The organism is Aeromonas sp. HMWF016, assembly GCF_963878195.1.
GTDB lineage: Bacteria > Pseudomonadota > Gammaproteobacteria > Enterobacterales > Aeromonadaceae > Aeromonas > Aeromonas lacus.
Genome location: NZ_CAWNWX010000041.1, coordinates 1 through 13655 on the forward strand (window position 1 = coordinate 1; position 13655 = coordinate 13655).

12 protein-coding genes and 1 pseudogene are annotated in these 13655 nt (G+C 59.3%); 8 read left to right on the forward strand and 5 right to left on the reverse strand.

The genetic code is table 11. The features are described from left to right. Positions 1 to 96: 96 nt before the first annotated feature. The 5 genes from rluB to rnm all read right to left on the reverse strand — a co-directional run bounded on the left by rluB (position 97) and on the right by rnm (position 4099). Positions 97 to 1020, reverse strand: a complete 924-nt coding sequence (rluB, locus tag AACS24_RS05810; RefSeq protein WP_033113296.1) for a 23S rRNA pseudouridine(2605) synthase RluB — start codon at positions 1018 to 1020, stop codon at positions 97 to 99. After that, the gene (scpB, locus tag AACS24_RS05815) at positions 1013 to 1600 is read right to left on the reverse strand and encodes an SMC-Scp complex subunit ScpB (RefSeq protein WP_033113297.1); all 588 of its coding nucleotides are present in this window, start codon (positions 1598 to 1600) and stop codon (positions 1013 to 1015) included. The genes rluB and scpB overlap by 8 nt, the downstream gene beginning before the upstream one ends. A 24-nt stretch (positions 1601 to 1624) precedes the next feature. Continuing rightward, complete coding sequence (locus AACS24_RS05820) at positions 1625 to 2494, reverse strand: segregation and condensation protein A (RefSeq protein ID WP_108572673.1); 870 nt, start codon at positions 2492 to 2494, stop codon at positions 1625 to 1627. Next, positions 2487 to 3107 carry an L-threonylcarbamoyladenylate synthase gene (locus AACS24_RS05825; protein ID WP_181364328.1) on the reverse strand — a complete coding sequence of 207 codons (621 nt, stop codon included), beginning with the start codon at positions 3105 to 3107 and terminating at the stop codon, positions 2487 to 2489. Before AACS24_RS05825 ends, AACS24_RS05820 begins: the two co-directional genes overlap by 8 nt. A gap of 110 nt (positions 3108 to 3217) precedes the next feature. Continuing rightward, positions 3218 to 4099, reverse strand: a complete 882-nt coding sequence (rnm, locus tag AACS24_RS05830) for an RNase RNM (RefSeq protein WP_108572677.1) — start codon at positions 4097 to 4099, stop codon at positions 3218 to 3220. Between the two features lie 448 nt (positions 4100 to 4547). Between rnm and AACS24_RS05835 the strand changes: the two genes are divergently transcribed. The 8 genes and pseudogenes from AACS24_RS05835 to AACS24_RS21820 all read left to right on the forward strand — a co-directional run. Beyond that, positions 4548 to 6182, forward strand: coding sequence for an anthranilate synthase component 1 (locus AACS24_RS05835; protein ID WP_108572679.1), 1635 nt, complete (start codon positions 4548 to 4550; stop codon positions 6180 to 6182). Then, positions 6175 to 6789, forward strand: a complete 615-nt coding sequence (locus tag AACS24_RS05840; protein WP_100646427.1) for an aminodeoxychorismate/anthranilate synthase component II — start codon at positions 6175 to 6177, stop codon at positions 6787 to 6789. The genes AACS24_RS05835 and AACS24_RS05840 overlap by 8 nt, the downstream gene beginning before the upstream one ends. A gap of 10 nt (positions 6790 to 6799) precedes the next feature. Continuing rightward, the gene (trpD, locus tag AACS24_RS05845) at positions 6800 to 7828 is read left to right on the forward strand and encodes an anthranilate phosphoribosyltransferase (protein ID WP_069527498.1); all 1029 of its coding nucleotides are present in this window, start codon (positions 6800 to 6802) and stop codon (positions 7826 to 7828) included. Next, the gene (trpCF, locus tag AACS24_RS05850; protein WP_181364329.1) at positions 7828 to 9336 is read left to right on the forward strand and encodes a bifunctional indole-3-glycerol-phosphate synthase TrpC/phosphoribosylanthranilate isomerase TrpF; all 1509 of its coding nucleotides are present in this window, start codon (positions 7828 to 7830) and stop codon (positions 9334 to 9336) included. Before trpD ends, trpCF begins: the two co-directional genes overlap by 1 nt. Before the next feature lie 76 nt (positions 9337 to 9412). Further along, positions 9413 to 10621, forward strand: coding sequence for a tryptophan synthase subunit beta (gene trpB, locus AACS24_RS05855; protein ID WP_108572681.1), 1209 nt, complete (start codon positions 9413 to 9415; stop codon positions 10619 to 10621). Beyond that, positions 10618 to 11424 (forward strand): tryptophan synthase subunit alpha, encoded by an 807-nt coding sequence (gene trpA / locus AACS24_RS05860; RefSeq protein WP_108572683.1) that lies wholly within the window; start codon positions 10618 to 10620, stop codon positions 11422 to 11424. The genes trpB and trpA overlap by 4 nt, the downstream gene beginning before the upstream one ends. Before the next feature lie 859 nt (positions 11425 to 12283). Further along, complete coding sequence (locus AACS24_RS05865; RefSeq protein WP_108572722.1) at positions 12284 to 13039, forward strand: hypothetical protein; 756 nt, start codon at positions 12284 to 12286, stop codon at positions 13037 to 13039. 262 nt (positions 13040 to 13301) lie between these two features. Then, positions 13302 to 13655, forward strand: a pseudogene (locus AACS24_RS21820) (hypothetical protein); the annotation flags it as partial.

Here is a 13655-nt window from a genome sequence, read left to right on the forward strand (position 1 = left end):
ATATTGTTAAGGATATAAAAAAGCCCGCACCTGTTGGTGCGGGCTTTTTGGCAAGGTTGCACACCTATTTAGGCGGGCGTTACAGGCACATGGCGCTTATTTGCTACCGGTGCCGGAGTTGCGGGTAGAGGCTTGCGGCTTGCGACGGGCGGTGGTGGCACGGGCACGAGGCTCCTTGCCTTGCAGCTCCTTGTGGCGCTTGACGGCGCGACGGATCTGGGCGGCCTGCTTGTGGCGGCTGCTCTTGCCATCCTGCTGCAGATCGACCTTGGATTCGGTCTCCGGCGGCAGGTTGACCAGACCGCGCAGGTAATTCACTTCCGGCAGTTTCAGCTCCTGCCAGCCGCCACGCGGGATGCCGCGATCCAGTTTGACGTCGCCGTAGCGGATCCGCATCAGGCGGCTGACCTGCACTTCCTGGGATTCCCACAGGCGGCGCACTTCGCGGTTGCGACCTTCGGTCAGGGTGACGTTGAACCACTGGTTCAGACCCTCGCCGCCAGCCGGCTTGATCTTGTTGAACTTGGCCATGCCATCTTCCAGCTGCACGCCCTTGCGCAGGCGCTGCAGCATGGCTTCGGTGATTTCGCCAAACACGCGCACCGCGTATTCGCGCTCCACTTCGTGGCTCGGGTGCATCAGGCGGTTGGCCAGTTCACCGTCGGTGGTGAACAGCAAGAGACCTGAGGTGTTGACGTCGAGGCGGCCGACCGCAATCCAGCGGGCCCCTTCCATCTTGGGCAGGCGATCAAACACGGTAGGACGACCTTCCGGATCGTGACGGGTACACATCTCCCCTTCCGGCTTGTGGTAAGCCAGCACGCGGCAGATCACTTCCTCTGCGGCACGGGTCTTGACCTGGTGACCATCCACCCGGATCACGGCGTTCACTTCGACGCGATCCCCCAGCGTGGCGACCTTGCCATCCACACTGACCCGACCTGCGGTGATCAGGGCCTCCATCTCACGACGGGAGCCGTGACCCGCGCGGGCCAACACTTTTTGCAGTTTTTCACTCATCGGGGTTACCTGATTGTTGATCGCTGCCCGTAAACATGGCGGACAACGGGGGTTGCAGTTCGGGATCCAGCTCGGGGAGCTGTTCCAGACTCTGCAGATTAAAGTAATCCAGAAATGCTCTGGTGGTGGCGAGCAGCTCGGGGCGACCCGCCACCTCTTTGTGGCCTATGCTGCGCACCCAGCCACGATCTTTCAAGGTATTCACTATCTGGCTCGAGACCGCGACCCCGCGGATCGCTTCGATCTCGGCCCGGGTGATGGGTTGACGATAGGCGATCAGCGTCAGCGTCTCCATCACGGCGCGCGAGTAGCGGGGGGCCCGCTCGCTCCAGAGCCGCGAGAGCTCTTCGGCATAATCCTGACGAGCCTGAAAGCGCCAGCCTGAGGCCACTTCCTTGAGCTCGACGCCCCGCTCGCTATAATCCTGTTTGAGCTCCGCCAGCAGCAGTTGCACGTAGCGGGTGGTGACCGGATAGTCGGCCAGCACGCTGCCTTTGAGCTCGCTGACGTTGAGCGGACGCCCGGCGACAAAGAGGGCCGCCTCGATCAGCGTCTTTAATCGTTCAGCTGGCAGTGCCATTGGGCGTTCCTCGCAAAAGCCATCTCAATGGGCAAGACCACGCTCCCCCTCCTCGCTCTGGCTGGCCAGGGCAAAATGGATCGGACCCAGAGGCTCGGCCTGCAAAATCCAGATCAGCTGCTCCTTGCACAGCTCCAGCAGCGCCAGAAAGGTCACCAACACGCCCATCCGCCCCTCTTCGGCACGCAGCACCTGCTCAAGGCGCAGGGTCTGGCCAAGCGAGAGCATGGCGAGGATCTCCGCCATGCGCACCCGGGTCGGGATCTGTTCGCGGCGGATCTGGTGATGCTCAAAATGAGTCGCGCGTTTTACCACACTTTGCATGTAAAGGGCGAGCTCAACCAGCGAAACATCGGGCGCCAGCGGCTTGAGATCGCCAAAATCGGGCGGCAGGGCGGCGGCGATAAAGATCTCCCGCTCCACCCGTGGCAGCTCGCTGACCCGCTCCGCCCCCACCTTGTAGCGCTCGTACTCCTGCAGGCGGCGGATCAGTGTCACCCGCGGATCTTCCCCCTCCTCTTCATCCTCCAGCTCGGGGGCCTTGGGCAGCAACAGGCGGGATTTGATCTCGGCCAGCCAGGCCGCCATCAGCAGATATTCGGCCGCGAGCTCCAGATTGAGCCCCTGCATCAGCTCCACGTACTCCATGTACTGGGCGGTGATCTGCAGGATCGGCAGGTTGAGGATATCGAGCTGCTGGCGCCGGATGAGGTAGAGCAGCAGATCGAGCGGCCCCTCGAAGGTATCGAGAAAGACCTCCAGCGCATCGGGCGGGATGAACAAGTCCTGGGGCAGCTCGTGGTAGGGCTGCCCCAGGACTTTCGCGATGGGAGGTGTGACGCCCGCGCCGTTATCGCCGGTGCTGGTCGTCAAAGGATCTGCGGTATCACTCAAACGGGGTCGGGTCTCCGGCACCGCGACGGCGCACTACCGGGTCGTCGTCGGAGAAGTCCACAACCGTGGTGGGCTGCTCACCCAGATAACCACCGTTGACCACCAGATCGATCTGCTTGCCCAGTTTGTCGTAGATCTCCTCCGGGTCGAACTCGGCCATCTCGGAGTCAGGCAGGATCAGCGAGGTGGAGAGCAGCGGCTCGCCGAGGGCTTCCAAGAGCGCCTGGGCAATCCGGTTGTCCGGCACCCGGATCCCGATGCTCTTCTTCTTCTCGTTCATCAGGCGGCGCGGCACCTCTTTGGTCGCCTTGAAGATGAAGGTGTAGGCGCCCGGGGTGTTGTTCTTGATCAGGCGAAACGCGCCGTTATCGACCTTGGCGTAGGTGGCGATCTCGGAGAGATCGCGGCAGACCAGGGTGAAATCGTGGTTGGCGTCGAGACGGCGGATGCGGCAGATGCGCTCCAGCGCCCCCTTGTCACCCATGTGGCAACCCAGCGCATAGCCGGAGTCGGTCGGATAGACGATAACGCCGCCGCTCTGGATGATCTGCACCGCCTGGCTGATCAGACGCGCCTGCGGGTTTTCCGGATGTACGTAAAAGTGCTGACTCATACCTTGTTCTCGCAATGGGGGCAGCAACATCTGCCCGCTTGATGGCCATGGAGCCTGGCTCCACGGCACTCACTTACTATTCTGCTTTAAAATTCGTCTCTTGCCGCCGGTCAGCGACTAGCCACCAGAGCGGCATGCTCTTCCTGACTCAGCCCGAAGTGATCGGGAGAGACCAGCCAGAGCGGCGTCCCCTCTTTGGGCAGCCAGAGGTGGCGGCCCAGCTCGGTCCAGTTGGAGGGGAAGTGAAAATCGGACCCCACCGAAATGGCCAGACCATATTCGTTCGCCCACTGGCCCAGATTGGCCCGCTCCTGCGGGCTCTGCTGGGGCAGCGATACCTCCATGGCATCGCCGCCCACCGCCTTGAAGGCCACCAGCAGCCGCTTGATCCACTTGGCGGTGAGATCGTAACGGCTCGGATGGGCCAGCACCGCCAGCCCGCCCGCAGCGTGAATCGCAATGATCGCTTCACGCATCTCAGGCCACTGGGCAGGAGCATACCCCTTGTTGCCCCGGCTCAGGTACTTCTTGAATACCTTTTGCATGTTGTCGGCCACCCCGCGCGCCACCAGCACCCGGGCAAAGTGGGCCCGGGTCACGGCGGCATCACCGGCCAGCGCTTTGGCCTCTTCATAGGTGCCGGGGATGAGGCACTTCTCCAGACGGCGCCCGATCTCCTGCGCGCGCTCTTCGCGGCGGGCCTGCTGACCGGCCAGAAAGTCGGTCAGCTGCGGATTTTTTTCATCCACTCCCAGCGCCACGATATGGATTTCGTGATGCTCCCAGCCGGTGGAAATTTCCACTCCGCTCACCAGTCGCAGCGGCAGCTGCTCTGCGGCGATAGTGCGGCGTGCCTCATCAAGGCCGGCAAGGGTGTCGTGGTCAGTGATCGCTAACACCTCGACCTCTTTCTCGGCGGCGCGGCGCACCAGTTCGGCGGGGCTCAGCACGCCATCCGAAGCGGTAGTATGACAGTGAAGATCGAATCTCATCGGGTTATTCCGCTCTCGTGGTCAGGTCACCATTCATGAAAAATCGGTGAAAGAAGGCTAAAAAGCGACTTGACTTGGCCGCGGCTTTATCGTTTTCTGTAGGCACTTCATTGCAAACATCTTTTTACAGGACTTTATCATGCAAACGACTTCCATCCTGACCATTTGGTGGTGGCACACTCCCTGACATGCGGGCGTGTGGTCGTTGCTGTACCTGTAAACTGACAGCAAATTAAGAACCCAAAGAAAAAGCCCGCTGACCCCAGCGGGCTTTTTTATTATCCGGCAAATGGAGCTGTGATGAAACCGAGAATTCAGACAAGCGTAATGACCAGGCGATGGCGCCCCTGCTGAAACCGCCAGAACCCACCTCATTTTCAAGGCACTTTTTCAAGGTATTAGACGTCATGAACATCGGTAACACGCATCACACGCAAGGGAACGCACTATGACAGCCACGCACCGCCTTCCTCTGGGTGAATTCGATACCCTCAAACTCAACGCCCCCTATGTGGCCGATCCGCTGGCGCTCTACAGCGAGTTTTGCCAGCAGCGCCCCAACACCCTGCTGCTCGAATCGGTCGAGATCGATTCCAAGGCGGGCAAACAGAGCCTGCTGCTGGTGGATGCCTGCCTGCGCATCGAGTGCCGCGGCCGCACCGTGCGGGTACGCAGCCTCAATGACAACGGCGCCCAGTTGCAGAGCCTGCTGACCGAGCGCCTGCCCGCCGCCGTTATCCAGAGCCTGGTGGCCAGCGAGCTGCAACTCGACTTCCCGGCCTCCGATCGGGAGCAGGATGAAGATAGCCGCCTCAAGGGGATCAGCGTGCTGGACGTGCTGCGCACCCTGCAGCAGGAGCTCGATTGCCAGCTCGGCAAAGAGGCCCTTTTTATGGCGGGCAGCTTTGCCTATGACCTCATCGCCTTTTTTGAAGATCTGCCCGAAGTGCCGCAGGGGAGCAACGACTGCCCCGACTACTGCTTCTACGTGGCCGAAACCCTGATCACCATCGACCATATCGAGCGCACCACCCAGCTGATTGCCTGCATCTTTGGCGGCGACAGCGACGAGAGCCGGGTGGAGGACAGATACCACCGCCTGAGCGAGCGTCTCGGCCAGTTCAAGCAAGCCTGCCAGCAGGCCCCGCAACAGGAGCCGGTAACGCCAGCCCTGACCGGCGGCATCAGCGTGGACAAGAGCGACAAGCAGTTCTGCGCCGAAGTGGAGAAGCTCAAGGGCTTTATTCGCCGTGGCGACATCTTCCAGGTGGTGCCGTCCCGCTGCTTCTCCCTGCCCTGCCCCAGCCCCATCGCCGCCTATCGCCGCCTCAAACAGACCAACCCCAGCCCCTACATGTTCTACGTGCAGGATGAGGGCTTCACCCTGTTTGGCGCCTCCCCCGAGAGCGCGGTGAAGTTCTGCGCCACCAGCCGCGATGTGGAGATGTACCCCATCGCCGGAACCCGCCGCCGCGGCTTCAACCCGGATGGCAGCATCAACCGGGATCTCGATGGCCGCATCGAGCTGGAACTGCGTCAGGACGAGAAAGAGGTGGCCGAGCACCTGATGCTGGTAGATCTGGGCCGCAACGACATCGCCCGCATCTCCGAACCCGGCACCCGCTACGTCAAGGAGCTGTTGAAAGTGGATCGCTACAGCCACGTGATGCATCTGGTCTCCAAGGTAGTCGGCACCTTGCGCGCCGATCTTGACGCCCTGCACGCCTATCAGGCCTGCATGAACATGGGCACCCTTACCGGTGCCCCCAAAATCCGCGCCAGCGAGCTTATTCGCATGGTGGAAGGCAAGCGCCGCGGCAGCTACGGCGGCGCGGTTGGCTACATCAACGGCGCCGGCGAGATGGATACCTGCATCGTCATTCGCTCGGCATTTGTCAAAGATGGCGTGGCACACGTACAGGCCGGTGCCGGGGTGGTCTATGACTCCAAACCGCAAGCCGAAGCGGACGAAACCCGCGCCAAGGCGGCCGCCGTGCTGGCCGCCATCGCTGCCAGCCATGGCACCTCCCTGCAAGCCCTGAGCGCCCAGCAGGAGCAACATAAGGACGTGAGCCATGACTAACATCTTCCTGCTCGACAACTTCGACTCCTTTACCTACAACCTCGTCGACCAGTTTCGCTCCCTCGGCTATCCGGTGCGGATCTACCGCAACAGCCTGCCGGCGAGCCGCATCATGAGCGAGATCGCCGCCTGCGAAGGGGACGCCGTGCTGGTGCTCTCGCCGGGCCCGGGTGCCCCCCACGAAGCGGGTTGCCTGATTGATCTGATCAAACTGGCCCGCGGTCAGGTGCCCATCCTCGGCATCTGCCTCGGTCATCAGGCCCTGTGCGAAGCCTACGGTGGCACCGTCGGCGCGGCGGGCGAGATTGTCCACGGCAAGCGCTCGCTGATTGAGCACAACGGCCACGGTGCCTTCGCCGGTCTGCCGAGCCCGCTGCCGGTAGCCCGCTACCACTCGCTGGTCGCCACCTATGTACCGGAAGAGCTGACGGTGATTGCCCACTATCAGGGGATGCCCATGGCCATCGAGCAGCAGGATGAGCGGGTACTGGGCTTCCAGTTCCACCCGGAATCCATCATGACCTCGGAAGGGGCCCGTCTGCTGACCCAGGCGCTCGCCCATATCACCCGTCCAGAAAGCATTTTTTCGACACGCGGCGCGCGGTAAGGAGACCAACATGCATCAACATCTCAACACCCTCTATCAGGGTCAGTCTCTGAGCCGTGAAAGTACCCGCGACGCCTTCGGTCAGGTGGTACGTGGCGAAGTGGACCCCATCGTGCTGGCAAGCCTGCTGACTGCCCTCAAGATCAAGGGGGAGACCCCGGAGGAGATCGCCGGCGCCGCCGAGGCGCTGCTGGCAGAAGCGCGCGACTTCCCGCGTCCGGATTACGAGTTCTGCGACATAGTCGGCACCGGTGGCGATGGCCTCAACACCATCAACGTCTCCACCACCTCGGCGTTGGTCGCCGCCGCCTGCGGCCTGAAAGTGGCCAAGCACGGCAACCGCTCGGTCTCGAGCAAGTCGGGTTCGAGCGATCTGCTCGACAAAATGGGCATCAAGCTCGACATGAGCCCGGCGCAGGCGCGCCGCTGCCTCGATGAGCTCGGCATCTGCTTCCTGTTCGCCCCCCAGTACCACGCCGGGGTGCGCCATGCCATGCCGGTGCGCCAAGCCCTCAAGACCCGCACCCTGTTCAACGTGCTGGGGCCGCTTATCAACCCCGCTCGCCCCACCTATCAGCTGATGGGGGTCTATGCCCCCGAGCTGGTGCGCCCCATCGCAGAAACCCTGCTGGCACTGGGGCTGAAAACCGGTATGGTGGTTCACGGTGCCGGGCTGGATGAAATTGCCATCCACGGCCCGACCCAGGTGGCCCAGATCCGTGACGGCGAAATCCGTGAATTTATGATCACCCCGGCTGACTTTGGCCTCGAGACCTATCCGGTCAGCGCCATTCAGGGCGGGGAACCGGAAGAGAACCGCGCCATCACCGCCGCCATTCTGGAAGGGCGTGGCACCCCGGCCCACAACGCCGCCATCGCCGCCAATGTGGCGCCACTGCTGCTGATGGCGGGCAAGGCGACCGATCTCAAGAGCGCGGCGGCCGAGGTGCTGGCGGTGCTTGCGAGCGGCAAGGCAGCGGATCTCGCCGCCCGGCTGGCCACTTTAAGCCATCAGGAAGCGGGTCATCAGGAGGCATGATGTCAGCCACCACATTGCACAACAGTCATTCAGAACGCCCGCAGGGCAAGAGCCAGTTTCGCAAGGATAACGAGATGTCAGACCTTATTGCCCCCCATGCTTTTCTGAACATGGCCTCCATCAGCCAGACCATCCTCGGCAAAATCGTGGCGGCCAAACAGGAGTGGGTTGCCGCCCGCAAACTGGCCCAGCCGCTGGAGAGCTTCCAGAGCGCGCTGACCCCAAGCGATCGGGATTTCGTCGGCGCCCTCAAGGCGGGTGACACCCGCTTTATTCTGGAGTGCAAGAAGGCCTCCCCCTCCAAGGGCTTGATCCGCGACGACTTCAGCCCGGAGGCGATCGCCGACATCTATGGCAAATACGCCACCGCCATCTCGGTACTGACCGACGAGAAGTTCTTTCAGGGGGATTTCGCCTTCCTGCCGCGGGTGCGCAGCCGCGTCAGCCAGCCGGTGCTCTGCAAGGATTTCATGATTGACCCCTATCAGGTCTATCTGGCCCGCCACTATCAGGCGGACGCCATCCTGCTGATGCTCTCTGTGCTCACCGACGAGGGCTATCGCGCCCTGTTCGCGGTGGCCAAAGAGCTGGGCCTGGGCGTGCTCACCGAGGTGAGCAACGAGGAGGAGCTGACCCGCGCCATCGCCCTTGGCGCGCCGGTGATTGGCATCAACAACCGGGATCTGCGCGATTTGAGCGTCGATCTCAACCGCACCAAACAGCTGGCCAAAGACATCCCAGCCGATCGGGTAGTGATCAGCGAATCCGGCATCAACCATCGCGCTCAGGTGGCGGATCTGCGCCACCACGCCAAAGGCTTTCTGGTGGGCTCATCCCTGATGGCCGAGCCGGATCTGGAGGCTGCGGTGCGCAAGCTGGTACTGGGCCAGAACAAGGTGTGTGGCCTCACCCGCGCCGAAGATGCCGCCGCCGCCCATCAGGCGGGTGCGGTATTTGGCGGCCTGATCTTTGTTTCCAAAAGCCCGCGCTATGTTGACATTCCCGCCGCCCGCGCCGTGATGGCGGGTGCGCCGCTTAGCTTTGTCGGAGTATTTCGCAACGCCCTGCCCGCCACCATCGTCAAGACGGTGGAAGCGCTGGGACTCGCCGCGGTGCAGCTGCACGGGGATGAAGATGCCGCCTATATCGAGGGGCTGCGCGCGCTGCTGCCAGCTGGCTGCCAGATCTGGAAGGCAGTTGGAGTCACAAGCGGTGAGCCGCTGCCCGCCCTCGGCTACCCGGCCGATCGCCTGCTGCTCGATACTGTCGTGAAAACTGCGGTCGGCAGCCAGAGCGGCGGCACTGGTCAGGCATTTGACTGGGCCATGCTGGCCAATCTCGATAAAGCCAAGCTGATGCTGGCGGGCGGCCTTAATCCCGACAACGCCCTGCAGGCGGCACAAGTGGGCTGCCTCGGCCTTGATTTCAACTCCGGGGTGGAGAGTGCCCCGGGCCAGAAGGATGCGCACAAGATTGCAGCCGCCTTCGGCGCTCTGCGCCAACTGTGAAAAAGCGCTGCGAACCCGCTAAACACATGCACCAAATGAATGAATCGCTTAAGCCTATAAATACAAGGAATAGTCTATGACCCTGCTCAACCCGTTTTTCGGTGAATTTGGTGGCATGTATGTGCCCCAAATCCTTATCCCGGCCCTGCTCCAGCTGGAAAAAGCCTTTGTCGATGCCAAGGATGATCCGGCCTTTATCGCCGAGTTTCAGTCCCTGCTGACCGAGTATGCTGGTCGCCCAACCCCGCTCACCCTGACCCGCAATCTGACCAAAGGCACCAAGACCCGCCTCTATCTGAAGCGTGAAGACTTGCTGCACGGCGGCGCCCACAAGACCAACCAGGTGCTGGGTCAGGCGCTGCTGGCCAAACGGATGGGCAAGAGCGAGATCATCGCCGAGACCGGCGCCGGTCAGCACGGCGTGGCCACTGCGCTGGCTTGCGCACTGCTCGGCCTCAAGTGCCGGGTCTATATGGGTGCCAAGGATTGCGAGCGCCAGAAGCCCAACGTATTTCGCATGAAGTTGATGGGGGCCACCGTCATTCCGGTGCACTCCGGCTCATCCACCCTCAAAGATGCCTGCAACGAGGCGCTGCGTGACTGGGCTGCCAACTACGAGTCGGCCCACTACCTGCTCGGCACCGCCGCCGGCCCGCACCCCTTCCCCACTATCGTGCGGGAGTTTCAGAAGATGATCGGCGAAGAGGCCAAGGCTCAGTGCTTCGAGAAGGAGGAGCGACTGCCCGATGCGGTGATCGCCTGCGTCGGCGGCGGCTCGAACGCCATCGGCATGTTTGCCGACTTTATCGATGAGCCGTCGGTGCGTTTGATCGGTGTCGAGCCGGGTGGCCACGGTATCGAGAGCGGCGAGCACGGTGCGCCGCTGGGTCACGGCAGCAAGGGGGTCTTCTTTGGCATGCACTCCTACCTGATGCAGGACAATCAGGGCCAGATTCAGGAGTCCTACTCCGTTTCTGCGGGGCTCGACTTCCCCTCCGTCGGCCCGCAGCACGCCCATCTGGCCTCCATCGGCCGCGCCGAGTATGTCTCCATCACCGACAAGGAGGCGCTGGACGCCTTCCAGGAGCTGGCCAAATCCGAAGGCATTATCCCGGCGCTGGAGTCCTCCCACGCGCTGGCCCACGCCCTCAAGATGGCCCGCAGTGAACCGGAAAAAGAGCAGGTGCTCATCGTCAACCTCTCCGGCCGTGGCGACAAAGATATCTTCACCGTGGCTGACATCTTGGAAACAGAAAGCATCGAGAAAGAAGGAACCTGCAAATGAACCGTTACGCACAACTCTTCTCCCGTCTGGACACGGCCAATCAGGGCGCCTTTGTGCCGTTCGTGATGCTGGGTGACCCCACTCCTGAACTCTCGCTGGCCATCGTCGATGCGCTGGTCGCAGGGGGCGCCGATGCCCTTGAGCTCGGCATTCCCTTCTCAGATCCGGTAGCGGACGGCCCCACTATTCAGGGCGCCGCCCTGCGGGCATTTGCCAGCCACACCACCCCGGACGACTGCTTCGAGCTGCTCGGCCGCATCCGCGCCAAGTACCCACAGCTGCCCATTGGCCTCTTGGTCTACGCCAACCTGGTCTATGTGCGCAAAATTGACGGCTTCTACGAGAAGTGCCAGCAGGCGGGCGTGGATTCGGTGCTGGTCGCCGACGTGCCGGTGCAGATGTGCGCCCCCTACAAGGCGGCCGCCGACAAGTTCGGCATCGACAGCATCTTTATCGCCCCGCCCAATGGCGATGCCGAAACCCTGAAACAGGTGGCGGAGCTCGGCAATGGTTACACCTATCTGGTGAGCCGCGCCGGTGTCACCGGTGCCGAGACCAAGGCCGGCATGCCGGTGGAGGGGCTGATCAACACCTTGCGCGAGTTCAACGCCCCCCCGGCCCTGCTCGGCTTTGGCATCAGCGAACCGGCTCAGGTGCGTGAAGCGATCGCCGCAGGCGCCGCCGGTGCCATCTCCGGCTCCGCCGTGGTGAAGATCATCGAAACCCACCACCAGAATCCGGAGCATATGCTCACTCGTCTGAAGGAGTTTGTGGAAGGGATGAAGGCCGCGACCAACCGCTAAGGTTGGATTTGGGGTCAACTGGTTGTGGCCCTGATCTGCCAGTTCGCATAACCACGCCATAACCATGAGAAAGGGAGCCTGACCGGCTCCCTTTCTTTTTATCGCTTGTCCCCGCTTGCGACTCTGGGCGTGTTGCCCCCTCTCCCTCCGGGAGAGGGCTGGGGTGAGGGCAGCTTTACATTCTCTGCCAAATGAGTTGCTCTCCAACCGATAACTAATTTATTGATCCAACACCGATTCCCGCCAAAACACGCTTCTCAACACTCCACCCTCGCCCTTAAGATAGCCAAACGACAATCCCTCTCTCGGGTGCGCACCATGGCTGCGATTGTTGCTATCTCGCAGGTTAACAGCAGCGAACTGGGAGCTGTCACTCAGGGGCGGTAGCGTGGTTTTTTGTAAGTTGATACAAAGCGTAGCGAAGCCCAATAGGCGAGCATTATTACGCCAACCCTCTCCGGATAAACAAGGACGTGCCAGATCCGCAAAACAGATTTACAGATATATTTCGTGGTAAACGTTGGGCTTCACTTCGTTCAGATCCAACCTACGATTTTTAGCCCAACATACGCGATGTTTAAGAGTGATTCGCAACGCGTGGCATTTTTACTATACGTTGATTTTAGTGATTAAGGTGGTGTGCGGCGGCATCGGTATTGCGTACCTCATATTTCTGGGGAAATCAGGACACCCACCTTTCTGAGCAAGACGCTGTATAGTCAGCACACAAAAAGGGGGGGGCCTAAACAGCTCCCGCAACACGCGGTTGATCATATGGTGAGATTGATTACGAATATGCTCATTCAACACAAAATAAAGAGCGTTAAAGCAACGACTCTGATGTGTGTCGGGGACGAAAATGAATTTTAAAAAATTTTGGCGTTGGATGATACCACTCGCTATTTTATTTATCATCATCCTATCTTGCACTGCCTCTGACATTGTGAGTTGGCAGGAAGAGGTCGTGCTGCACGATGGTAGCAAGATCATGGTTGATAGATCCCAGAGTTATGGTGGCCGCCGCGAACTAGGACAATCGCCTCCTATAAAGGAGCAAACGATTTCATTCGTCATGCCTAATACTAATGAATATATTTCATGGAAGAATGAGTATGGGAATGATATCAAGAGAGCAAATTTCACTCCACTTGCCCTTCATATATTAAATGGGGTGCCATATATTATATCAACAACCACATCATGCCTTTCTTACAATAAATGGGGTAGGCCTAATCCCCCTTATGTTATTTTTAAATTCCATAGTAAAGTATGGCAACGTATTTCGCTGGAAGAACTTCCCATCGAATTAGATAGTATAAATTTAGTGATAACCACCAAATTTAATGAGAAAGTTCTACTGGATGAATCCCCAATCAATCCAGTGGTAATGAAGGAAATAAATAGAGATATCAATCAACCTGAATTGAATGGCATTCTGAGAAAACCAGTTTATACAGGTTATTGCCCAGTCATGATCCACGATGGAAAGGGGAATTGGAGTAGTGATGATTCATTTAAACGCCGACCAGATATTGACGCTTGTTTAAATTATTGCAAGCGAGAAGGGTACGATGCTAAACATTGCCCTTGCAATCAGATTTTTGGAGAAAAATAAAATTGATAGTAACATACAATATGCACTGATGGCGGGGCGTGCCTACCAAAGTACCCGTGGAAACGATAATTTATTTCCCGAGGGAAATCAGGACACCACCTTTCTGAGCAAGACGCTGTATAGTCAGCACACAAAAAGGGGGGGCCTAAATAGCTCCTGCAACACGCGGTTGATCATGTGGTGAGATTGATTGCGAAGATGCTCATTCAACACAAAATAAAGAGCGTTAAAGCAACGACTCTGATGTGTGTCGGGGACGAAAATGAATGTTAAAAAATTTTTTTGGCGTTGGATGATGCCGCTCGCTATTTTATTTAGCATCATCCTATCTTGCACTTCCTCTGACATTGTCAGTTGGCAGGAAGAGGTCGTGCTGCACGATGGTAGCAAGATCATGGTAGATAGATCACAGAGTTATGGTGGTCGTCGTGAACTAGGGCAATCTCCTCCCATAAAGGAGCAAACAGTTTCATTTACCATACCTAATACTAATGAATATATTTCATGGAAGAATGAGTATGGGGATGATATCAAGAGAGCAAATTTCACTCCACTTGCCCTTCATATATTAAATGGGGTGCCATATATTATATCAACAACCACATCATGCCTTTCT

Coding starts and splice junctions, on each gene's coding strand:
- rluB (WP_033113296.1), bottom strand. CDS start 1,020: ATGAGTGAAAAACTGCAAAAAGTGTTGGCCCGCGCGGGTCACGGCTCC.
- trpB (WP_108572681.1), top strand. CDS start 9,413: ATGACCCTGCTCAACCCGTTTTTCGGTGAATTTGGTGGCATGTATGTG.
- scpB (WP_033113297.1), bottom strand. CDS start 1,600: ATGGCACTGCCAGCTGAACGATTAAAGACGCTGATCGAGGCGGCCCTC.
- AACS24_RS05840 (WP_100646427.1), top strand. CDS start 6,175: ATGACTAACATCTTCCTGCTCGACAACTTCGACTCCTTTACCTACAAC.
- AACS24_RS05835 (WP_108572679.1), top strand. CDS start 4,548: ATGACAGCCACGCACCGCCTTCCTCTGGGTGAATTCGATACCCTCAAA.
- trpD (WP_069527498.1), top strand. CDS start 6,800: ATGCATCAACATCTCAACACCCTCTATCAGGGTCAGTCTCTGAGCCGT.
- AACS24_RS05825 (WP_181364328.1), bottom strand. CDS start 3,107: ATGAGTCAGCACTTTTACGTACATCCGGAAAACCCGCAGGCGCGTCTG.
- trpA (WP_108572683.1), top strand. CDS start 10,618: ATGAACCGTTACGCACAACTCTTCTCCCGTCTGGACACGGCCAATCAG.
- rnm (WP_108572677.1), bottom strand. CDS start 4,099: ATGAGATTCGATCTTCACTGTCATACTACCGCTTCGGATGGCGTGCTG.
- trpCF (WP_181364329.1), top strand. CDS start 7,828: ATGTCAGCCACCACATTGCACAACAGTCATTCAGAACGCCCGCAGGGC.
- AACS24_RS05865 (WP_108572722.1), top strand. CDS start 12,284: ATGAATTTTAAAAAATTTTGGCGTTGGATGATACCACTCGCTATTTTA.